The sequence below is a fragment of the Erysipelothrix sp. HDW6B genome (assembly GCF_011301115.1).
GTDB lineage: Bacteria > Bacillota_I > Bacilli_A > Erysipelotrichales > Erysipelotrichaceae > Erysipelothrix > Erysipelothrix anatis.
This window is the reverse complement of sequence record NZ_CP049860.1, coordinates 2061979-2083297: the sequence shown is the minus strand read 5'-3', so window position 1 is coordinate 2083297 and position 21319 is coordinate 2061979. Positions and strand designations below refer to the sequence as shown.

21 protein-coding genes are annotated in these 21319 nt (G+C 39.8%); 15 read left to right on the top strand and 6 right to left on the bottom strand.

Going from position 1 to position 21319, the window contains the following annotated elements:
* Positions 1–59: 59 nt before the first annotated feature.
* The 3 genes from G7061_RS10000 to G7061_RS09990 are packed head-to-tail and all read left to right on the top strand — an operon-like array spanning position 60 to position 2617.
* Entirely contained in the window at positions 60–263 is a 204-nt protein-coding gene (locus G7061_RS10000; protein WP_159639388.1) for a heavy-metal-associated domain-containing protein, read from the top strand.
* Entirely contained in the window at positions 250–1980 is a 1731-nt protein-coding gene (locus G7061_RS09995; RefSeq protein WP_166121039.1) for a heavy metal translocating P-type ATPase, read from the top strand. The genes G7061_RS10000 and G7061_RS09995 overlap by 14 nt, the downstream gene beginning before the upstream one ends.
* A gap of 1 nt (position 1981) precedes the next feature.
* On the top strand, positions 1982–2617 hold the full coding sequence (locus tag G7061_RS09990; RefSeq protein WP_166121036.1) for a Crp/Fnr family transcriptional regulator: 636 nt from the start codon (positions 1982–1984) through the stop codon (positions 2615–2617).
* A gap of 59 nt (positions 2618–2676) precedes the next feature.
* Here the strand turns inward: G7061_RS09990 and G7061_RS09985 are convergent, their stop codons facing one another.
* From G7061_RS09985 to G7061_RS09975, 3 genes are read right to left on the bottom strand one after another with little or no spacing between them, the layout of a single operon-like run.
* On the bottom strand, positions 2677–3894 hold the full coding sequence (locus G7061_RS09985) for a hypothetical protein (RefSeq protein WP_166121032.1): 1218 nt from the start codon (positions 3892–3894) through the stop codon (positions 2677–2679).
* Positions 3895–3954: 60 nt separating this feature from the next.
* A complete protein-coding gene (locus G7061_RS09980; RefSeq protein ID WP_166121029.1) occupies positions 3955–4848 on the bottom strand; it encodes a carbohydrate kinase in 894 nt (297 codons plus the stop codon).
* Positions 4838–6223: a sucrose-6-phosphate hydrolase gene (locus tag G7061_RS09975; protein WP_166121025.1), complete on the bottom strand. Its 1386-nt coding sequence runs from the start codon at positions 6221–6223 to the stop codon at positions 4838–4840. The genes G7061_RS09980 and G7061_RS09975 overlap by 11 nt, the downstream gene beginning before the upstream one ends.
* A 185-nt stretch (positions 6224–6408) precedes the next feature.
* Between G7061_RS09975 and G7061_RS09970 the strand changes: the two genes are divergently transcribed.
* Positions 6409–7779, top strand: a complete 1371-nt coding sequence (locus G7061_RS09970; RefSeq protein ID WP_159639376.1) for a PTS transporter subunit EIIC — start codon at positions 6409–6411, stop codon at positions 7777–7779.
* Between the two features lie 69 nt (positions 7780–7848).
* Here G7061_RS09970 and G7061_RS09965 read toward each other — a convergent pair whose 3' ends face one another.
* A complete protein-coding gene (locus G7061_RS09965) occupies positions 7849–8808 on the bottom strand; it encodes a LacI family DNA-binding transcriptional regulator (RefSeq protein ID WP_159639375.1) in 960 nt (319 codons plus the stop codon).
* Between the two features lie 580 nt (positions 8809–9388).
* Here G7061_RS09965 and G7061_RS09960 point away from each other — a divergent pair.
* Positions 9389–9961 carry a hypothetical protein gene (locus tag G7061_RS09960; protein ID WP_166121021.1) on the top strand — a complete coding sequence of 191 codons (573 nt, stop codon included), beginning with the start codon at positions 9389–9391 and terminating at the stop codon, positions 9959–9961.
* Between the two features lie 166 nt (positions 9962–10127).
* On the opposite strand, the gene G7061_RS09955 is transcribed toward G7061_RS09960, so the two are convergent.
* Positions 10128–10778, bottom strand: coding sequence for a GntR family transcriptional regulator (locus G7061_RS09955; RefSeq protein WP_159639373.1), 651 nt, complete (start codon positions 10776–10778; stop codon positions 10128–10130).
* 131 nt (positions 10779–10909) lie between these two features.
* Between G7061_RS09955 and G7061_RS09950 the strand changes: the two genes are divergently transcribed.
* The 10 genes from G7061_RS09950 to G7061_RS09905 all read left to right on the top strand — a co-directional run bounded on the left by G7061_RS09950 (position 10910) and on the right by G7061_RS09905 (position 21035).
* A complete protein-coding gene (locus G7061_RS09950) occupies positions 10910–11812 on the top strand; it encodes a phosphate/phosphite/phosphonate ABC transporter substrate-binding protein (protein WP_159644930.1) in 903 nt (300 codons plus the stop codon).
* Complete coding sequence (gene phnE / locus G7061_RS09945; protein ID WP_159639371.1) at positions 11809–12582, top strand: phosphonate ABC transporter, permease protein PhnE; 774 nt, start codon at positions 11809–11811, stop codon at positions 12580–12582. Before G7061_RS09950 ends, phnE begins: the two co-directional genes overlap by 4 nt.
* Complete coding sequence (locus G7061_RS09940) at positions 12579–13415, top strand: ABC transporter permease (RefSeq protein ID WP_159634145.1); 837 nt, start codon at positions 12579–12581, stop codon at positions 13413–13415. The genes phnE and G7061_RS09940 overlap by 4 nt, the downstream gene beginning before the upstream one ends.
* 1 nt (position 13416) lies before the next feature.
* Entirely contained in the window at positions 13417–14175 is a 759-nt protein-coding gene (phnC, locus tag G7061_RS09935) for a phosphonate ABC transporter ATP-binding protein (RefSeq protein WP_159639369.1), read from the top strand.
* Positions 14175–14870, top strand: coding sequence for a tyrosine-protein phosphatase (locus G7061_RS09930; protein ID WP_159639368.1), 696 nt, complete (start codon positions 14175–14177; stop codon positions 14868–14870). Before phnC ends, G7061_RS09930 begins: the two co-directional genes overlap by 1 nt.
* Before the next feature lie 110 nt (positions 14871–14980).
* A complete protein-coding gene (locus G7061_RS09925; RefSeq protein ID WP_159639367.1) occupies positions 14981–15328 on the top strand; it encodes a PadR family transcriptional regulator in 348 nt (115 codons plus the stop codon).
* Positions 15325–16095 carry a permease prefix domain 1-containing protein gene (locus G7061_RS09920; protein ID WP_166121016.1) on the top strand — a complete coding sequence of 257 codons (771 nt, stop codon included), beginning with the start codon at positions 15325–15327 and terminating at the stop codon, positions 16093–16095. Before G7061_RS09925 ends, G7061_RS09920 begins: the two co-directional genes overlap by 4 nt.
* Positions 16096–16100: 5 nt before the next feature.
* Positions 16101–17081, top strand: coding sequence for a hypothetical protein (locus G7061_RS09915; RefSeq protein WP_166121013.1), 981 nt, complete (start codon positions 16101–16103; stop codon positions 17079–17081).
* A 181-nt stretch (positions 17082–17262) separates the two neighbouring features.
* Positions 17263–19593, top strand: a complete 2331-nt coding sequence (locus G7061_RS09910) for an InlB B-repeat-containing protein (RefSeq protein ID WP_166121010.1) — start codon at positions 17263–17265, stop codon at positions 19591–19593.
* 794 nt (positions 19594–20387) lie between these two features.
* Positions 20388–21035, top strand: coding sequence for a DUF421 domain-containing protein (locus tag G7061_RS09905; protein ID WP_159639363.1), 648 nt, complete (start codon positions 20388–20390; stop codon positions 21033–21035).
* Here G7061_RS09905 and G7061_RS09900 read toward each other — a convergent pair.
* Positions 21032–21283, bottom strand: a complete 252-nt coding sequence (locus tag G7061_RS09900) for a hypothetical protein (protein ID WP_159634124.1) — start codon at positions 21281–21283, stop codon at positions 21032–21034. The two genes, G7061_RS09905 and G7061_RS09900, sit on opposite strands and share 4 nt — an antisense overlap.
* Positions 21284–21319 lie beyond the last annotated feature (36 nt).

Here is a 21319-nt window from a genome sequence, read left to right as displayed (position 1 = left end):
CTAGGTCAAGGTATCGCATTTCAAAAGCTCTATACTATAAGTATGGAGGTTGAAAGACTATGGAAAAGAAAATTAGATTAGAAACGCTCACATGTCCTTCATGTGTTGCGAAAATTGAAAAAGGTGTAAGCCAAATGGATGGCGTTGAAACTGTTGATGTAGGGTTTAACACATCGACTGTACGCGTCAGCTTTGACGAAGAGAAAGTTGATGCGAATGCAATCGAAGATCGCATAAAGGACTTAGGGTTTGCGCTTCGATAAGAAGTGGCTTCCATTTGCCCTTGCCCTTGTTTTGCGTATCAGCGCTGCAGATACATTCATTGCACAACTGATCTTTGGAATGGTAGGAATCTTTTATGCTTCCTACTTTTCAATACAAAGTTTTCGTAATCTACGATATCGCATTGTGGGAATTGATTTACTTGTTACGTTGGCTGCTCTTGGATCACTATTTATTGGTGAACCATGGGAAGCTGCCTCAGTAACATTCCTGTATGTATTCGGAAAGCACCTCGAATCACGAGCCCTTTACAAGACGCAAACGGAACTTAAATCGCTCATTGACTCGATGCCAACAACTGTGGTGGGTGCAGACGGGATGACCTATACGATGGATGAAGTATTTCCAGGTATGAACATCAAAGTTGTTGCTGGAAATGTTATTCCAGTAGATGGCAGTGTGTATGAAGGAATCGGGAGTGTGGATGAAGCATCGATTACCGGTGAATCAAACCTACAACAGAAGACTGTTGCTAGTCAGGTCTTTATGGGATCGATACTTAAAGAAGGTTACTTACTGATTCGGGTTGAGCGTACGAGTGATGACACTGTCTATGGTCAGATTTTAGATTTGGTTGAGAATGCTCAAAATAAGAAATCTAGAGTTCAAAATTTTATTGACCGTTTTTCACAATACTATACACCTGCGGTGATTGGGATTGCGATTGTGGCGTATCTTTTGACTCAGGATATTCGGATGGCATTATCTTTACTTGTTGTATCATGTCCAGGCGCTCTAGTTATTGCAATTCCGATTGCATCTTCGGTAGCGTTAAGTCATGCTCTAAAACATCATGTCTTAATTAAAGGTATCGATATCTTTGAAAAACTGAACAAAATTGAAACGATCGCATTCGATAAGACAGGTACATTGACATTAAATACACTGAGTGTTGTCCGTGTTGAATCCCACGCACAGTCACAAGAAATAGTGCTTCAAATTGCTGCGTCGTTAGAACATTTTTCTGAGCATGTCATTGCATCCGCAATATTGGATAGAAATACATTGCCGCTTAAAGAGGTATCAGACTTTGAAGTAATCGCTGGTATGGGTGTCACAGGAACTATTGACGGCGTATCTTATCGTGTAGGTCAAGAAAACCTCTTCTCCTATGATGTCCCACTAGTTTCATCAAGTGCGGTATATGTAGGGACAGAAACGGAACTCTATGGTATTGTTGTTTTAGAAGATACATTACGCCCAGAAGCACCTGATGCACTTGATCAACTTCAAGACTATACACTGATGATGTTAACGGGTGACAACGCGCAGAGTGCCCAAAGAATTGCGGATATGGTTAATATTAGCCATGTTGAGAGTCGGTTATTACCTCAAGAAAAACTCGATATCATTAATCATCACGATAATATCATGATGGTTGGAGATGGTATGAATGATTCGCCATCATTAATTGCGGCTGACTTAGGAGTCTCGATGGGTGGATCGGAAAATCGTGTTGCGATGGAGTGTGCTGATATGATTTTGGCACACCGTGATTTAAACCAGTTGCCAAAAATGTTCCGATTGGCACGCCGCGTTCGCAATGTTATGTATCAGAATATTGTGATTGCATTAGTTACTGTTGCTGTGCTTTTTATTGGAGTGCTTAATGCACACGTATCGATGTCATTAGGTATGGTAATTCATGAATTATCAGTATTAATTGTCATTGTAAATGCAATGAGATTGCGAGGATAAAATGGATCAATATAACCGTTGTTTACTACAGGTACCGGTGTTTCAAGAGCTAACTGAGGATCGACTAGTTGCGATATCTGATTTGATAGAACCACGCCATTATCATGCAGATGAGACCATCTACTATGAAACAGATGTGATCGAAACATTAGGGGTTATTCATCGTGGGTCAATCAAGTTACGAAAAATTAATGAAGATGGGAAAGAGCGGATTTTGAGCATCCTTTATCCAGGTGATTATTTTGGTGAAGCATCCTTACTCATTTCGAAGGAAAGTCAATATGACATTGTTGCGCTTGAGGAGAGTGCCATTTGCACGATTGAATTGGACGCATTTCGGGCGATCATGAAGCGTGATGAAACCATGATGCTATCTATGATGGATTCTTTAATTCAAAGAATTGCGAGTCGTGACGATCTCGTAATTGCTGAGAGTTTAGTGCCTGCAAAAGAACGTGTTCTCAAAGCATTAGCACACTATGCAACACCTGAAGGATTCGTTCAGTTGCCACTTTCTAAAAAAGATCTAGCGAGTTCGTTGGGTATTACACCCGAAACAATGAGTCGCGCAATCAATACTTTAGTTCGAGAGGGTATCCTTGAGAAGAAGGAGAATGAACTTTATCTTACTCTTTAAAATGTAAATTATAGGGAGCCATCGCATTTTGTTTATATAAATACAAAAGCAAACACTGTTTAAGGTGTTTGCTTTTTATGTGATATTTCCTTGGAAATTTTCCACAGGTAAATTGAAATAATACTGCGGTAGGGAGCATAGGGAGAAAGAAGTTGGTTATACTGTGATTCATCAATGGAATCTAATTGGTACCATGTGACAAGACCTCTTCGAAGGGCAACATCAGCGTAACTGGTCATATCCATTCGACCATATCCGTGTAATGCAATCATGCGTGCACTCCAATCGCCAATACCAGGCAAGGCAACCAAAGCACTGATTAGGTCGGCATCATCGAGTGTATCTAAGAACGCCAAGTTAAGTTCTTTTAATTTTATTTTTGTAGCGATAGCGTGAATTGCTTTAGCTTTGTTGTTTGTAAGACCAATCTGCTTCAGATTTTCAATACTATCCCTTGCAACAGCTTGATAGCTAGGATACGCATCAAGATAACGCGCGTAGATACTATCAGCAGCTTTCACAGAAATTAGTTGTCCAATAATCGTTGATACGATAGCATCAAAAGGGTCGTTGATTGTAGGGCGTGACACAAAACCATATTGGTTAAAAACTAGAGCAAATCGTTGATCGATTGTGCATAAATGGTCGATGTGATCGGTATTGTATTGAAAGATTGGCTTTGCAAAATGTTCAAGAGGATCAGGGTCACTAACTTTGCGTTTGCCGTAAGCAACGATTAAAGCATGAAATTCTTGATACAAAACGACATCATGGGGAAGATGCGCCATAACGTAGTCTTGGTATTGGTGATATGTGGAAAACTGGGGAAGATGAACGTGCTTGAACAGGCGTTTCAGATAAGTGTCCACTACAAAGAACGGTTGATTAAATGCATAAAGAAGGATGGCATCTGCAGTTTCGAATCCGATTCCTTTTAATGCAAGCAAGTCTTTGCGTAGTACTTCGAGATGGGCGTCATCAAAATCAAAGTTAATGTGCTGAAAATAGTCGACGAGATTTTTAATGGCTATTGATTTGGCACGGTAGAAACCCGCTGGACGAATAAACGTTTGCAGTGTTTCTAGTGACATAGCATCAATCGAAGTAAAGGAAAAATCATTGTTAAAGTTAGACAGTGCTTTCTCAACGTTAGTCCACGAAGTGTTCTGTACGAGTATTGCTCCAAGCATCATTTCTTCACGACTTTTGGCAGGCCACCAGTTTTGAGGACCATAGGCGCTATGTAATGCTTTGTAAATATCCATTAATTTCAACATGATTGATACCTCACTGCCTTAATTATACAAAAAAAGCCCTCCAAGAGGGCATGATTAACATTAATAATTGATATCTGGAATTGCTCCTTGTTTTTGGACAACCTGTGCACTAACAGCACTTGCGTGTGCAATCGCATCTTCTAGATGAGTTTCTAACCACGTATCAAATGAAACGTTTGAGAGCGATAGCGATGCTAAAATCATCGCAATATAACTATCACCGGCTCCCGTTGTATCGACTTGTTGTGCAATTTCTGGTTTATACGTGATGCGTTCACCATTAGGTTTAAGAATCTCTGACCCTTCAGCTCCAAGAGTGCAAATAATTAGTTGCTTGTTAGTTTGTAGGCGTGCCATCCCGATAGTAACGTCTTGAGTTTCCGTTAGCCAAGCTAATTCAGTCTCATTCACTTTGATGATATCTGCATGTGGAACGAGTGCCATGACGGCATCATAAGCAGCGTTTAATGATGGCCACAACCGCTCGCGAAGGTTCACGTCAAAGCTTACAATACCACCTGCGTTTTGACATTGTTGTATTGCGTAATGATGGGCAGCTCGTGTTGTGCTCTCTGCCACAAGTCCCAACGAACAAAAGTGTAAAATATCGGCGGGTTTGAAGACAATAGTGTCAATATCTTTAACGCTTAAAGATAAATCTGCCGTATCGTTACGATAGAATTGGAAACTGCGATCCCCATTTTGATGCGAAACCAAAGCTAAGGCCGTATTCTTGTGACTGCGGGGTAATGGTAGTAAAATATTGTGTTCTTTGAGTGTTGTGTGTAAGAGGTCACCCAAGGTATCCGTACTAATCTTGCCAACAAAGACGGCATCGGCCCCTCGTCGACGGGCATGGGCTGCAACATTTGCCGGAGCGCCTCCTGGATATGGTACATAATGGGAACCTTCTTGCATAAAATCAATGAGCATTTCGCCTAAACTATAGATCATGATTAACATCCTCCAAAGTGTAAAGTGTTTTTATTGCTGAATCGTTAAGTGTCTTAATTTTAACATGACCTTCAATATGTTGCGGGAAAAATCGTAGAGACATCGTGTATCGTCCTTGGTTAATAAAAATTTCCAAGGTTGATGTGTCACGGAAAACATGAAGATCTTTAAGGGGTTCATCGAGGCAAAGTGTTCGGGTTTCGCCACGCTCTGTAGCATATGTGTTTTTAAGTGCACTACGATCGAGAATCAACGTCTGTGTTGCAGTATCATAACGAAGATTAACACACTCATCTTGATAACGATAGAGATCTATGTCCAAAGCACCCTGAATCGTGTCAAGAATCAGCTCGTAGGAGCATAACGAGGAATTAATGGGAACGGCATCTGTACGAAGAGCGACGAGATTAGGGTGGGGTTGTTGATAGAGATGGTTGTCGACCAGCGTGAGTACGCGAGGTAGTGTTAGAACATGAGCCCAGCCATACTTATCGCTTGGATATCCTCCTTCAGCGGCTCCCATCCATGCCATTAGCACCCGCTGCCCCTTTTGGTCAATAAAGGTCTGTGCGGCATAAAAGTCGAATCCATAATCGAGTAAATGAGGATGGGTATGATTGCCCATATCAAAATGATCCGTATCATAATTTCCAACAATGTAAGCATTGGGATAGATGTTAGTATTCGATCGTGGTGAATTCATGGCGCCTTGAGGACAAAAAAGCAAAATTCCTTTTTGCTCTAACTCGAAGTAGTCAGGACATTCCCACATGTAACCAAAAGATTCTAATGACGTCGTCAGTTCTTTAGCAAAGTGCCACGCCTTGAGATCAGTTGACGTATATAACAAAGCAGTTCCAGTCATATCTTGGCGTTGTGCTCCAAGAATCATCGCGTATCCGTATGCTGTTGTGAAAACCTTAGGATCACGAAAATGGTCGGTGTATCCTGATGGAATATGGTCAATAATAACTGTTTTGTCCACAATGCCATCTGTTGCTAAGCGTGCGTTGAGTTGGTAGGGAACACGAATATCGTTAGAAGTCCGTGTGTTTCCGGTGTAAAAAAGTTGCAGCGTACCATCGACGACGAGTGCAGATCCTGAATAGGCGCCGTGACTATCATAAATGGAGTCTGGTCGAAGAATTCGTTTATCTGGAGTCCAATGAACGAGATCGGTTGATGTAACATGATTCCATGACTTTAAACCATGTGTTGGACCGTCAGGATGCCATTGATAAAAGACATGATAAACGCCTTCATGGTAAATTAGTCCGTTGGGATCGTTAAGAAGTCCAGTTGGGGGTTGAATATGAAATTGTGTGCGCCAATGATTGTTGGTGCTATGATTAAGAGTATGTTTTGTATTTTTCAATGGATGTACCTCACATGACAATGTATCGTTTTAATGGGAACGATACCGCATATTTAGCCTACCATATCTAGATGGAGAGTGCAATGGCGGTGAAAAAATTGTTGAAAGGGCTTGCTTTATCCTAAAAACGGTGTTAATCTGTGGGTGTAAACGTGGTAACGATACCACATTGTAGGAGGAACGATATGAACTATCAAGATATTGCAGCACGCATCCTTGAATCAGTGGGCGGCAAAGATAATATTCAAAATTTTGAGCACTGTGCAACACGTCTTCGTATCATTGTAAAAGATGACACAGCGATTGACGGTGCGAAAGTTGACGCATTAAAAGAAGACATTGGTGGGTACTTTTTCCAGTCGGGACAACATCAATTTATAATTGGAACCGGAAAAGTCAACTATGTCTATGAAGAATTTCAAACGCTCATGGGTAAAAGCCCTTCGGATTCTAACTTTAAAGAAGACGCTTATGCAAATATGAAACCTATGCAAAAACTAATGCGAATCTTCGCTGATGTTCTCATTCCCTTAATTCCTGCCTTAGTTACTACTGGGTTATTAATGGGAATTCGAGGTATGCTTACTAACATGGGTGTCGAAATGTCTGTCGAATTCGCAACCTTGTTTGGAATGTTGACAGATATTGCCTTTGCATTCTTACCGGTATTGATTACTTACTCTGCAACTAAACGTTTTGGTGGAAATCCAATTCTTGGAATCGTTGTTGGATTAATGATGGTTGCACCGCAATTACCAAACGCTTGGGCAGTTGCTACTGGTGGTGCTGAACCAATGGTAGTTTCGATTTTCGGACTATCGATTAATATTGTAGGATACCAAGGTTCCGTGTTACCAGGCATTTTTGCTGGGTGGTTAGTTGCTTGGGTTGAGCGTCATGTTCGTAAATATGTACCTGCAATGATGGATTTGATTATTACACCATTCGTTTCCATTCTCGTATCAATCACAGTCGTACTTTTCGTCGTAGGTCCGCTATTACATGGTGTCGAACAGTATGCTACACATGGGGTTGTATTCTTAACACAAATTCCTTTCGGGATCGGTCAAATCTTCTATGCTGCAATTCAACAAGTGATTGTTATTACAGGAATGCATCATGCGCTTAGCGTTATCGAAATTCAACTGATTACTGAAACAGGTGTTAATATTCTACAACCATTGGGTACTGCATCAATGGCCGGACAATTTGGGGCGGCGATTGCTGTAGCAACATTAATGAAGAATAAGAAACAACAATCGAATGCAATATCTGCATCCGCATCAACGTTGTTTGGAATTACTGAACCGTTACTCTTTGGTGTCACCTTGCCCAATCCCAAAGCTTTCGCAATGGGAATGGTTGGTGGAGCAGTTGGTGGGTTCGTAACATATATCCTTGGGGTAGCACCTGCAGGGATGGGTATTACATTCATACCAGGACTTCTACTTTATACACAATCTTTCGGAGCAATGATTGGTTATCTTTTAGTGATTGCAAGTTCATTTGCAACTGCATTTATCTTGACTCGGATGTTTGTGAAAGTAAATCAATAGTAAAAAAACACCACTCTTTCGAAATGAGTGGTGTTTTAATTTTAATCTTTAAGAGCCAATAGGGTCCTTTTATTTACTGGAGTTACGTTCGATGAGTTCCAAATGAACTTGTTCAATCGTGTAGGTGAAGTCTTTTTCTAGCAGAGCTAACATTGCATTCGCTGCATTACGACCTAACGTCTGATAATCAATATGTAGTGTTGTAAGTGTTGGATGGATAAAGTGACTTAAATCATAGTTACCAATTCCCACAACTTTTACAGTTTGAGGAACATTGATTTGTTGATCGTGCAGATAACGCAATGCACCAATCGCAATATTATCTGTTGCTCCAACTATAATATCAAATTTTACAGTTGCAGACTCACGTTGCATAACTTCAAAGGCATCGGTTTGTTGGAATCCCGTAACAAGCGTGCGAACGGGTTTGTTTAAATGCTGTAAGAAACCTTGTTTTCGAGATACTCCTACCGCATGATCGCTTTCAGATACAGAGAGGTATAAGACATTTTGAACATCCAATGTATTGACGTATTCAGCAACCTTTTTGCCAATCTCGAAATCTTCTAAAGTAATGGAACGGGTCTGGGGGTGATGCTGTCCCGTAAAGATAATGGGGGTTTGAGATGCTTTCGCAATCGCGACATGATCATCCGTAATGGCATGTGCCATTACAATGATGCCATCAAAGCCTTGGGTTGTAATTCGGCGAAGATATGTAATCTCATCTTCTTCAATCGTATTTTTAGGGACGACAACCATTTGGTAACCGTAATGTGATAAAACAGTATTCATGCCATTAAGTGATTGAATGGATGTAAAGGAATCCAAACGTGGCAAAATAATTGCAATCAATTTACTTCGGTTGGTCTTTAACCCACGGGCAAAAACATTAGTTTGATAGCCTGTTTCTTCGATTGCTCGACGGATTTTTTTACGGTTTTCATCGCTGACATATCCATCATTCAGATAACGAGAAACTGTACTTTTAGATACCCCAGCTACTCGCGCCACATCATTAATTGTCATGCTATCACCTCTTCGTTTAACTCTATTATACGCATCTTATGTTTAAAAAGCGATGTAAAGATATTCAGGTGATCACTTCATTGTGTCCTAATCGACGTCTGAAATTATTGGGACATAGAGTGCATGCAATGAATATCTATTCAATACTGTCATACGTTTTCAAAAGAGGCCGCCTACAAATTCAATATCGTTAAGTATACGTTCGCAATTCTTAAGAAGTTCTAACTGTCTACCAATAGTTTGTGTTTTACTGTTTAACCTATAGATACCATGTTAATTAATCTTGCATTTTAATTAACGCTATTGAAAACAATAATATTCATAGTTTATCACGGTTATACATCCTACGATTGAGAATACTCTAATAAAATGCACTGACCGAGTATTTCTCTTTTGGTCAAAATCCACTATTTCATATTTCAAAAAAGACGCTTATGCGTCTTAAAGGATCATGTAAAGTTACTCATTTTTGCATGTCAAATTTGCCGGCTTCATCTTGAACTAAGTATGTAGAATTCGTATAATTGGCTTATTGAAGGCCGCCTATCCACTAAATCAAAATTTCCGAAGGAGACTTTAGATGAAAACAAAAAAATTTTCAAAGCCAACAATTTTAGTAGTTTTAACTTCTGCCGTTCTCTTGGTACTAGTTGGAATTAGTATATTCCTTTTTACAAAAAAAGACGCTTCTCATTTTAATTTACAAGTGAATGATAGAATCTATTTCGAATATGATGTAGATTATGATAATCCAGTAACAATTAATAACAAAATATTCAAAAACATAACTGAAACAGATTCCTTGGAATTAACTTTCGAGTACAATTTTTCTACTGAAACTAAATCTTTTAATTACCATTCAAGAGCTCAAAGACTAGATTGGGATAAAGAAGGAAAAGAAATTGTTCCAGGATTTACAAGCGTTGGTGCTGTGACATCATTTTACAATACAGTAGAAGGAAATGATGCAGCCTTTGATGCATTAATTGGTGCAAACGATGCTAAATTTATGCCAAAAGCACCCCATAAGACTGGTCAAGTTACAGTTTCAGATGGGATTGGCTCAGAGACATACGAATTTGATTACTATGTAATTGACGTGATTGAGAGAAATTATTCTTATGATAAAAATGACACAAGTCCCAAAAGGTAAATTGGACTTGTGTCATTTATTTTATTTCTTTATCCCCAAAAATAAGAATACGTGTGACTTCAGTAACTAAAATTATAAGAAGCCGTGATCTACAATAATATCAAAAGCATGGAAAATCGAGAGTCTCTGTCTTGGTTACTGATTGCCACATTAGGTTGAAAACTGGTTAAATTAGGGATCCAGTTTCTTCAATCTGCGCAAACGCATATGCTTGATATGCATCAAATAACTTCCGGGCACGTTTCGTGTCTTTTGTTTTTAAGGCAGCAATAAACTCAGCGAGTTGTTGAATTGTTGTTTGTGGTTTGGGGTGAATGGTGTTCCGATAAGTTGGGTTAATGTAGACCGCAGATGTCATTGTTTGAAGTGAGACGCGACGGGAGACATTTAAAATGGTTTGGTTATTGAGTGGTTCCATCAATGTAATATAAATTTCGTGGATGGTTTCAGCATAGGCGACGATATCGTTGGCATCGCGATACTGATATCCAAGCGTACATAATTGATTAAGTAATGAAAAGTTAACCGTACCTTTACCAAGAAGTAACGGTTCGATTGCATTTGAAACAAATAGAAGTAGCATTTGAGTCGCGTCCTTAACCTCTGAAGGTGTTGCCTGTCGGATACGAATGCCTTTGTTCCGATGATAAGTTATTAAGCAATCTTGTTCTAACTGTTTTAGTGCATAACGTACGGGTGTACGGCTGATATTTAACTGCTGAGAAAGGGTGACTTCCGAATGATATTGATCCCTTTTTAAATCACCATTTAAGATCATTTGACGTAAAATTTGATAGGTATTTTGTTCAGTATTCATGTATTTTCCTCTTAACTTTCTTTTAACAGAATCATTACGGTGAATCCAAAGACATAGTGTTATGATGACCTCAGTAGTATCCTATTGATAAACAAATACTATACTATTTCCATTATAAACGGGAGGAAAATATGAAGATTTCAAAAATTATTGCGGGTGGTCTTGCACTCTTTGCCCTTGTTGGCTGTAGTTCTCAAGCTCAGGATTCATTTACGATTGCATACTTACCAGTTGAAGACTCAATGGCAGTTCAAGAGTTGAACACAGCCTTTCAAGAAGATTTATCGAAAGCAATCAATATGGAAGTTAAATCGTATCAAACAACAAGTTATTCTGCAGCGATTGAAGCTGTTTCAAGTGGCAAAGTTGATATGGTGCAACTGACACCATTCTCATACGTGGTCGCACGAAATAAAGGTGGCGTTTCATTAGTCGCAAATGTGGAGATGCCATCCATGGCTAATGATAATGGATATGTTGCATGCTTCATTACATCTCAAGGTTCGGATATTCAGTCTTTAGATGATGTTAAAGGAAAGACGATTGCTTTTGGTGATCCAGCATCCACAACAGGTCATCTTATTCCTAAATACAAGCTATTGGTTGAATCTGGTGTTCCATTAGAAACATTGGAATCTTCGTATTTTAAACAAATTCAATTTTCAGGTGGACATGATAAAACAGTTATTGGTGTAGCCCAAGGAACGTATGATGTTGGCGCAACCTATTGCCAGATGCCACAAATTCTTGAAGAGAATGGCGTGATTGATAAAGATAGCGTGCGGGTTATCGGTGGTGCAGGAAGTGAGCTAGGTGTTGATATTAGTGCAGTACCAGTCGTTGTTCGTGAAGATCTTGATGCTACTGTGAAACAACAAGTTCAGGATTTCTTACTGGCATATTCCAATCCGGATTATTTCAAAAATCTTGGCATGAAAGGTGGTAAGTATGGTGCACCAAACGATGCATTATATGATGGACTCGAAACTATGTCGAAAGAACTCAAACTCACTGAAGAAGCGATGTCGCAATGATTCACACACTTAAAGATAAATGGCAACCATTACTGGGATTGGGCCTCTTTGTTGGGCTCTACATACTTGCAAGCCAAGCGATTGATTTTAATCTTGCGGTCTTTCTGACATCGATACCTGGTTTTATTCGCTTTATTATCGTGGAGTTTTTACCACCAAACTTAACCGCATTACCACTCTATGTGGAGCCAATTCTTAATACGATCTTTGTTTCCATTCTTGCAAGTGTCATCGGTGCACTTCTAGCATTTGGATTTGCATTGTTGATTGCGAAACGGACGACACCGTTTCCGAAAGTCGCAATTGTGATTCGTGGGGCTCTTGCCTTTGTCCGAAATATTCCAATGATGGTATGGGCATCATTATTTGTCATCATTGTGGGAATTGGTATAACGGCTGGAGTTGTTGCACTTGTCTTTTTCTCAGTATCGTTTCTTAGTCGTGTCTTTGCAGATGCACTCGACGATATTGATAAAGGAACATTAGAGGCATTGACTTCCAATGGAGCATCCAAGTTAGCATTGATTCATCATGTTATGATTCCGGAGTTTCTTCCAACCTTTTATGGTTGGGTCTTGTTTCTTTTTGAAATCAATATTAAAGCGTCTTCCATTTTAGGATTGGTTGGAGCAGGTGGATTAGGGTACGAACTCAAGAAATCATTGGATTTATTTAAGTACCATGATGCAAGTGCACTCATCCTTGTGATTGTTGTACTCATGATCACGGTTGAAATGATTTCAAACAAAATTAGAAAGGCCATTTTATGAGACCAGAAGACTTAACCTTAACAACATCACAACAGGCCACAGGAAAACGCATTCGCGTGAAGCATGGTCCAACGCAACGGCAAAACCGTCGCTTTATCGTTGGAGCAACAATCCTTGTTATTGTGTCCTTGTGGTATGTCAAACTCGACTTCTCTATGTTTGTTGCGAACATTGATAAGACGTATGGGATTATCGGTCGGCTTTTGAATCCAAACTGGACCATGGCGCTTCCGTATTTTACGAGTTTTATCGATACACTTGCGATTGCATTTGTCGCATTATTGACGGCATTATTATTTGCACTCCCCATTGCTTATCTGACAGCATCCAACACTGCACCGTTTCCAAAGTTGGCGCGTGTTTTACTCACACTCTTTTCATTAATTAGAGCAGTACCGATAACAATTTGGGGATTAGTCGGCGCTGCAAGTATCGGATTTGGATCCCAGGCGGGTGTTCTTGGCCTCTTTCTTCCAACGATTTCATACCTTGCACGAATTCTAGCACAGCGTATTGAAGAAGCAGGTTATGACATTATTGAAGCCATGAGTGCCAGTGGAACGCCATGGATTGTAATGGTGTTTCGTGGCCTTACCCAAGAGTTAATGCCGCAATTGATTGCGACCGTTGCACTACGATTCGAACTAACAACATCAGAAACCATTTCACTTGGAATGGTTGGAATTGCAGGCATTGGGTATACCTTAAATATGTCGATAGGAACCTATAACTTCGAGAATGCAAGTATGGGTATTCTAATTATCTTTATGGGAATGTGGATTACTGAATATACGACCCGACGCATGGTGTCGTGGATTAGAAAGGAACGTTAGCATGGAAGCAGTTTTATCAATGCATGATATTTCAATGGTTTATCCGAACGGGACTCAAGCCCTTAGGGATGTAAATCTTACAATATATGAGGGGGAGTTTATTGCGATTATTGGTCCTTCTGGATCTGGTAAATCCACCTTGCTTCGCTCAATTAATCGACTCGTGACACCAACATCTGGCACTTTAAATGTGAAAGATATCGAAGTGTTAACGGCTTCGAAACAGGAATTACGAAATGTTCGATCACGCATTGGCATGATCTTTCAAAATTACAATCTCGTACACCGATCAAGTGTTCTAGAAAATGTGCTTCATGGCCGTTTAGGTCAGATGTCAACCTTTAAAGGATTTATGGGACTGTACTCCGAAAAAGACAAACGTCATGCCATCCGACTGTTAGAAGATATTGGCTTGGGTGAAAAAGTGTATGCCCGTGCAGATGCCTTATCGGGTGGACAGATGCAACGCGTCGGAATATGCCGTGCATTATCGCAAAATCCCGATTTGATGCTGGCGGATGAGCCCATTGCATCGTTAGATCCGAAAGCATCGAAAGATGTCATGGATACATTAAAACGCGTTAATGAAGCTCAGGGAATTACGACAATCGCCAACCTCCACCAAGTCGATGTTGCGAAACACTATGCAACCCGAATTATTGCATTAAAACATGGACGCATTGTGTTTGATGACAGTCCGGACAAATTGAGTGATGCACTCATTCATGATTTATACGAAAATATCGAGGAGAAACACTAATGCAAAAACGTTATCGCTTTAAACAGGTTCATAACTTCCGTGATTTGGGAGGTTATCCTTTAGCAGATGGATCTCAAACAAAATGGAATACACTCTTTAGATCTGATGATATGGGTCTTTTAAGACCGGAAGAAGTTATGTATCTTGAAAAGCGTGGCCTTCAAACTGTCATCGATTTGCGTCATCAAGAAGAGCTTGCACAAAGTCCGAATCCTTTTGCGGTTCATGCTACTATTGCATATCATAATCACAGTGTTTCAAACTTGGATTTAAATCCTGATCCAAGTTACAAACTAGGCGATATGTATGTCATGATGATGGATGATCATGCCTTTGTTCGTAGTGTTTTTAAAACAATTGCAGAAAGTGATGGGCCAGTCGTCTTTCACTGTTCGGCTGGAAAAGATCGCACGGGAATTATTGCAGCAACCCTACTGGGATTAATGGGCGTTGAAACGCGAGATATTATCAATGACTACCAGCAATCTTATATCAACATTAGAGATCGTTTTCAAACCATGGATCCTGAGTTAAATCAACGATACATGAATTTAATGAAATCAGAACCAGAAGCAATAGAACAGTTCCTTCATGCAATTCATGATCGTTATGGCTCCTTTGTATCGTATCTTTCCACAGTAGGCGTGGATGTCAGAGAACAAAATCAAATTGTGAAGAAATTTACCTCAAAATAAGCGAAAGACCACCAATTGGGTGGTCTTTTTTACATGGAAAGAGTCAAAATTGACATACATTGTGAATCTAGGTATAATATACATAGATACACATAGGTAGGAGGGATACGATGAAACGAAATCGAGAATGGTTACGCACGGGTGCAGAATTTATGTTACTGGCACTCATCCAAGAACAAGATCGTTACGGCTATGAAATCATTAAGGAACTGGAAGCACGTTCTGAGAACACATTCGAAATGAAGGAAGGGACGCTATATCCAATTCTGCACCGAATGGAAGCGTCTGGATATTTAAAATCTTACATGGCAAAAGGGGATAATGAAAAGAAAAGGAAATATTATCGCATTACAACTGCGGGACAGAAACAACTTGAAGAAGAACGCGCTATTTGGGAGCAATTCTCAAATTCCGTCAAACGTGTTGTGAATGCACCGCAAACAATCACGTCGACATGACACCCCGACATGTTTTCTTACAAACCCTTATTGCCCAGGTTAAATATCCATTTGATCGAAAAGCAATCCGTGCTGAGTTTGAAAATCACCTTGATGAATTGACGGAAACTTTTACGGATCTAGGAATGTCTTTAGAAGATGCCGAGCTAGAAGCAGTCCATCAAATGGGGAATCCCGAAACCATAGGCAAACAATTGAATGCGGTGCACAACCCCATCATTGCATGGTTATATTTCGGTTTGAAAATAGCGTTTGTAATATTAATTGTTTATATTCTTACAGCAATTTACCCATCATTAAGTCGCACAGTTGATCTTATTAGAGCACCCAAACCGTCATTAACAGAGGCGTTGGAAAACGAACATCCAAACTTTATCCAGCCGGTCAACGCGTCAATGACAATCGCGAACACGGACTATGTATTTCTTAACTTCGCTCACCTCGATGACAACACGTTAGTCATTACAGTGCGTAAAGAAACACCACCGTTGACTGTTTTTAGTACGAATATACAATACCTTGATTGGACGATGTCATTCGATGGGAAGCAACTCGATCAAGGAAATCACAGAATCCATACTATGCCAGGAATCCCTGAAGGCGGGTTTGTGGCACTCGATACGAAAGAATCATTGACACTCAAAGTTTACTCGCAAACTGAATTTTATATTATCGTTCGTAACGTGACGGAAGCACCTGAATCCATAAAAGTAACGGTTAACCGTGACGATGACGTTGCGATTTCGACCGTTTTAGAAAGAGAGTAAAACATATGCGCCGAACTCGTAAAATAATAATTATTTTGCTCGTAGGTCTTATCCTTTCAATCTCTTATCTCTATTTATCAGGGTGGAAACTATCGGCGAGCGCCTATATCGAAGAATTATGTTTTGGTTTAACGGTACCTCAATGTGAAGTAGTGGTTAAAGAAGACATTAATCAACGTGATACATTATATATAATCGAAACAGAAACGCGATATTTACCCATAATTTTTGAGCAAATGGGTCCTTTGAGTCGTCCAAAAATACTTTCTGGAATGACCTTGTTGGAAGCAAGACCTGTCATTGATTCACTGCGCTTCGCTTCTAAAACCGATACGTATCCCCGAAGTGCAATCACATCCCAGCACACACAGACGGTGGCACCTGTACTTGCATTTCCAGGAGAAACGGATAAATACTACGAAGTCGCAATTAGAAAAGGAGAATACAATTCGGATAATCTTCAACAATTTTCCTTTGATGACATGTACGAACCAGCTCAAACAATCAACAAACATAAGGGATATTACATACATGTACTCCCTAAAAGTTCCGTAAACGGTTCAAGTAACTATGTCGTTACAGAGTATAAAACGGATGGGACAAAGGTAAAGACTACAGGAGATTACTTTATAACTGTGACGGGTACAGTGATTGCATCGAACACCATGGCAAATGGAAAACGCATCACAGAGCCAACCCCCATCTATTTTAATGGACTATTGCAAAACCGTATCCATGATCTAACATTGATTAAAGAGGCTCTTGAAGCCGAACCCCTCACATTGCTTGTATTTGCCGATGCAAAAATTGATGATGTCCCAGTGAATGACTTACAAATAACACGTTATCCACTCAGTGAATGGGAAGCTGTGTTGAAATTGGAATGGACCGACCAGACTACAAATACCAAACAAACAGAATACACTACAACCTGGATTGGATATGATTTTATCAATGAATTATTTGACTTCACGAAAGAAGGATAAGCAAGCATCCTTCTTTTTTTGTGTCGTCATATGTTAACAATATGTAATAAAATCACATAAATGACATAAATTTAACTCTTCGATTTAACACGAATTATCTGAGATGGTAAAGTTTAAGCACATAACATCTTAATGTTGTGCCATTCACGTGTGAGAGCACGTGAGTGACGAGGAGGCAACCATGAAAAAATTAATTACCATGACGGCATGCGCCTTATTATTAATGCCACTATCAGTTCAAGTAACACACGCGGATTCGCAATCCTACAATAATGTGACAAATCCAGATCAAATAAAAGTACCAACACAATTGAGCGATGATGAAATTCGAGCACAGTTAAGCGATGACTTTCTAACACTTTATGAAATCGAACGCGATAATCAAATGAGTGGTAACGGTGCAGCAGATTTCACACTGCAAGAGTTTATTGCACTCGAACGCATTGCATTTTACGATGAAAACGAAATTTGGAATTCAACTGAAACAGTTAACGATTATACAGGCGTCTTTGTTGGACGTGATTTAAAAGGAATTGAATTGTTTTCAAATCTTTCTGAGTTTTCATTGATGCTTGTTGGACCACAAGCAAATTACAATTTTGAACCACTGCAAGCAATGACCTCACAAAATGTAAGCTTAACAATTGGTTATGAACCCAAGCTACTATCTGACCATGCAATGGCACCTCATTTTGTAACACAATCCTTCTTGTATGATGAAACGCTAGAACAGGATTTGGTGTCATACCTGAATGCAATCAGTGATAACATAATGGAAGGAACGATTACCGATTTACACCTCGGGCATGGTATGAGTCATCTTCCGCGAATGTTTGATTATTCGTGGTTAAAGGGCTTCTTTAATAAAGGAGTCGGCGTAACAATGATGGAACAACGGGGTCCGTTAGCACCGTACCTTGTTTCTTATACCATTCGCTACATTGAGGCCGATAATAAATATGCATTAGACTTTGAAATGGATAATCCGTATAAAGGCGTCGTGTTATCTGGAAATCAATACGAGACGGTTGATTATTTCCCCAATGTTTATACTCATGAAGCCGATATGTTTGATACATTAATCGCGATTGATTCAGATGGAAATACATTTGATCTCAAAGCAGATGATGGTCAAGGAATTGATAAGCTAGCCAAGGTACAAGGAACCTTGATTCTTGATGACGTGAAAGATCAATACTACGATGAAGACGGATTACCTTACTCCAGTGGTCCTTACAACATTCTTCCGACACGAATTATGGGATTTGGAATGGATGAAGAGTATATGACGTTGGATGTGGATGGACAACAATCCTTTAGTTTTATCAATTCTGAAGTATCAATGCACATGGACCTACCGTTATACGTAGACTTTGAGAGCAATCCGAATGGCTATAATGTCGATACCAGCGACTTTACAGCACAATCACTTCATCAATTGGTACGTAATGGCGAACTCCTTGAGAAACCTAACGGTAACGAGGTACAGTCTGATTATGTTCTAGAAGGTTGGTATTTTAGTCCGACATTTGAAAGTCAGACCAAATGGGATTTTGACACAGATGTGGTGTCCCACAATGTAACCTATTTTGTCGCAGATGACGCCGATACACCTTATCCAGAAAGAACCCCCGCTACGCTGTATGCTAACTGGGTGCCAATTGCCAATTATGCAACGGTTAAATTTGAGAGTAATGGCGGTAGTGCCGTTGAAAATCAATTAATTCTAAAACAAACAGTTGCTATCGAACCCAAAGCACCCACACAATCCGGATATGCATTCGCAGGTTGGTATGCAGATGAAGCCCTCACAACGCCATGGGATTTCACAACACCAATCACTGATGACACAACGCTGTATGCGAAGTGGGACAAAGTAGCCGTAAATTACACGGTATCATTTGAAAGTAATGGCGGTAGCGATATTGAGAGCCAGACGGTGTTAGAAAATACGGTAGCCTTAAAACCAACTGATCCAACACAATCCGGATATACATTCGCAGGTTGGTATGCAGATGAAGCCCTCACAACGCCATGGGATTTCACAACACCAATCACTGATGACACAACGCTGTATGCGAAGTGGGACAAAGTAGCCGTAAATTACACGGTATCATTCGAAAGTAATGGCGGTAGCGATATTGAGAGCCAGACGGTGTTAGAAAATACGGTAGCCTTAAAACCAACTGATCCAACACAATCCGGATATACATTTGCAGGTTGGTATGCAGATGAAGCCCTCACAACGCCATGGGATTTCACAACACCAATTACAAAAGATACAACGCTGTATGCGAAGTGGGAATATAATGAGAGTGTAACACCGATTGACCCTGAAGACCCAGCGATTCCAGTAGAACCAACTCATCCTGTAGTGCCCGAAACTCTGGAAACACAATTACCACAAACAGGTATGAATAACATGATGAACAAAGTGGGATTAACAATTCTAACTCTGGGCATTGGCTTGTCAGGAGTCGTTCTAATGAAACGAAAACGTCATCAACAATAATTAAATCGAGAGGGATGAAGGAACATCCCTCTTTTATATGACATTATTAAGTCTATTTCAGTCTGTGAGTCGTCTATTAAGTGTGGGGTGATTGTTTTGAATCAATTTGAAGAGAAGCTGCAACGTTTATTTTGTGCCGATAAACGTGAGTATATTATTCCTAAACGACAGAGTACGAATATTTGGAATAAGATTTTGTTGCTGTATTTGCAACAGGACACAAAGACAATCTCAGAGAAGTCACAACGAAAGAAATGATTCCGCTTCAGTACAGCGATTCATGCTCTGATTACCTTTTAAAATGTGGACTCCCAAGTACTATCGAGGTAAAAACAACGTTGTTTTCTAAAAACTGGATCAGGCACATTTAAAAACTATTCGAGATTTAAAGTTTACTCAGAACGTTGGTTCGAACACTGATTTTAGCCACCTCATTGCAAGGCGTCATTGAAAGACTTGCAGCCACACAAACAATATCAGCTGTTTTGATATAACGATACTTTCTCCATCCCCATTAAGATCAAACCCACGTGGTTCTGATTTGCAACAGGAAGTTATCGTACCGTATTTTGTATCACTACGGGTTTGTGCATAAAATCGACTTTGCAAAACACAGGTTATGCGCACCATGCCGATGTCTATCGAGCACATTAAAAAGGGATCCACATGTGCCAAGGTTATGAGATAACCATGATATGGGCACTGAAAAACACACTCAACGAGTGTGTTTTTTAAATCTAAAGGCGATGGCGTCGTCATGGTATAATGAAATAAATACATGTTAGGGGGAAATTATGGATTCATATATACAATATGTCGACGTCTTTTTGAAGTTAGTAATTGGAATTGCGTATGCCATTCTTGTCATGAAAGTGTCGGGGAAAGCTAATCTTGCACCAATGGGACCGCTTGATCAAATTCAAAATTACATTCTTGGGGGAATCATTGGTGGTGTGCTTTATAACCCTACAATTACGACACTTCAGTTTGTGGTGGTTATGACAATTTGGGCAATTTTATCCATCAGTTTAAATCTATTGCGAAAACATAATATTCTTGTAAAGCGACTTATTGACGGTGATATTATCAATGTCATTAAGAATGGTAAAATTACACGAAAGGGAGTAGAAAAAGCTCGCCTTCCAATCGCTGATTTGTATCTCAAACTTAGACTCCAAGGAATCCAAGATATTGCACATGTCGCTTCTGGACAAATAGAGCAAAACGGTTCGCTCGTAATCACCACGCATGAAAGCGAAACAAAATACCCAATACTTTTAGTTGTTGATAAAGTCATCTATAAAGATAATCTGGAGCGCATTGGGAAAAATACATCATGGGTATACGAGTACATAAAAGAGCAAGGTTATACTTCATTGGATGATATTGCTGCGATTGAGTATTTTGATGGAAACTATCGAATTATTGAGTGGAACACCTAAATTCCAGGTTTCATCATGAGTGCTAGACGTTCAAGATCATAAGCGATTGAATAGCGAAGTGGATACGAAATCTCAGCATCTTGCGTGTAAACATTACCGTTTGATACTGTGAAAGCAACATCGTGCTTGTTAACGACTTCAAAGTCGTTTACGACATGATATCCATCTTCTTTTAGCCAAGCAACAGCACGTTCAAACCGGTGCATATCTGTGTTGGGTGCGAGTGGTTCAATAACAATATACTTCATAAAATCATCTCCTCTCATCCATACTGTAATGGATGG

Bases quoted from the DNA above. Each gene is read 5' to 3' on its own strand.
- G7061_RS10000 (WP_159639388.1), top strand. From the start codon at position 60: ATGGAAAAGAAAATTAGATTAGAAACGCTCACATGTCCTTCATGTGTT.
- G7061_RS09990 (WP_166121036.1), top strand. From the start codon at position 1,982: ATGGATCAATATAACCGTTGTTTACTACAGGTACCGGTGTTTCAAGAG.
- G7061_RS09985 (WP_166121032.1), bottom strand. From the start codon at position 3,894: ATGTTGAAATTAATGGATATTTACAAAGCATTACATAGCGCCTATGGT.
- G7061_RS09980 (WP_166121029.1), bottom strand. From the start codon at position 4,848: ATGATCTATAGTTTAGGCGAAATGCTCATTGATTTTATGCAAGAAGGT.
- G7061_RS09970 (WP_159639376.1), top strand. From the start codon at position 6,409: ATGAACTATCAAGATATTGCAGCACGCATCCTTGAATCAGTGGGCGGC.
- G7061_RS09965 (WP_159639375.1), bottom strand. From the start codon at position 8,808: ATGACAATTAATGATGTGGCGCGAGTAGCTGGGGTATCTAAAAGTACA.
- G7061_RS09960 (WP_166121021.1), top strand. From the start codon at position 9,389: ATGAAAACAAAAAAATTTTCAAAGCCAACAATTTTAGTAGTTTTAACT.
- G7061_RS09955 (WP_159639373.1), bottom strand. From the start codon at position 10,778: ATGAATACTGAACAAAATACCTATCAAATTTTACGTCAAATGATCTTA.
- G7061_RS09950 (WP_159644930.1), top strand. From the start codon at position 10,910: ATGAAGATTTCAAAAATTATTGCGGGTGGTCTTGCACTCTTTGCCCTT.
- phnE (WP_159639371.1), top strand. From the start codon at position 11,809: ATGATTCACACACTTAAAGATAAATGGCAACCATTACTGGGATTGGGC.
- G7061_RS09940 (WP_159634145.1), top strand. From the start codon at position 12,579: ATGAGACCAGAAGACTTAACCTTAACAACATCACAACAGGCCACAGGA.
- phnC (WP_159639369.1), top strand. From the start codon at position 13,417: ATGGAAGCAGTTTTATCAATGCATGATATTTCAATGGTTTATCCGAAC.
- G7061_RS09930 (WP_159639368.1), top strand. From the start codon at position 14,175: ATGCAAAAACGTTATCGCTTTAAACAGGTTCATAACTTCCGTGATTTG.
- G7061_RS09925 (WP_159639367.1), top strand. From the start codon at position 14,981: ATGAAACGAAATCGAGAATGGTTACGCACGGGTGCAGAATTTATGTTA.
- G7061_RS09920 (WP_166121016.1), top strand. From the start codon at position 15,325: ATGACACCCCGACATGTTTTCTTACAAACCCTTATTGCCCAGGTTAAA.
- G7061_RS09915 (WP_166121013.1), top strand. From the start codon at position 16,101: ATGCGCCGAACTCGTAAAATAATAATTATTTTGCTCGTAGGTCTTATC.
- G7061_RS09910 (WP_166121010.1), top strand. From the start codon at position 17,263: ATGAAAAAATTAATTACCATGACGGCATGCGCCTTATTATTAATGCCA.
- G7061_RS09905 (WP_159639363.1), top strand. From the start codon at position 20,388: ATGGATTCATATATACAATATGTCGACGTCTTTTTGAAGTTAGTAATT.
- G7061_RS09900 (WP_159634124.1), bottom strand. From the start codon at position 21,283: ATGAAGTATATTGTTATTGAACCACTCGCACCCAACACAGATATGCAC.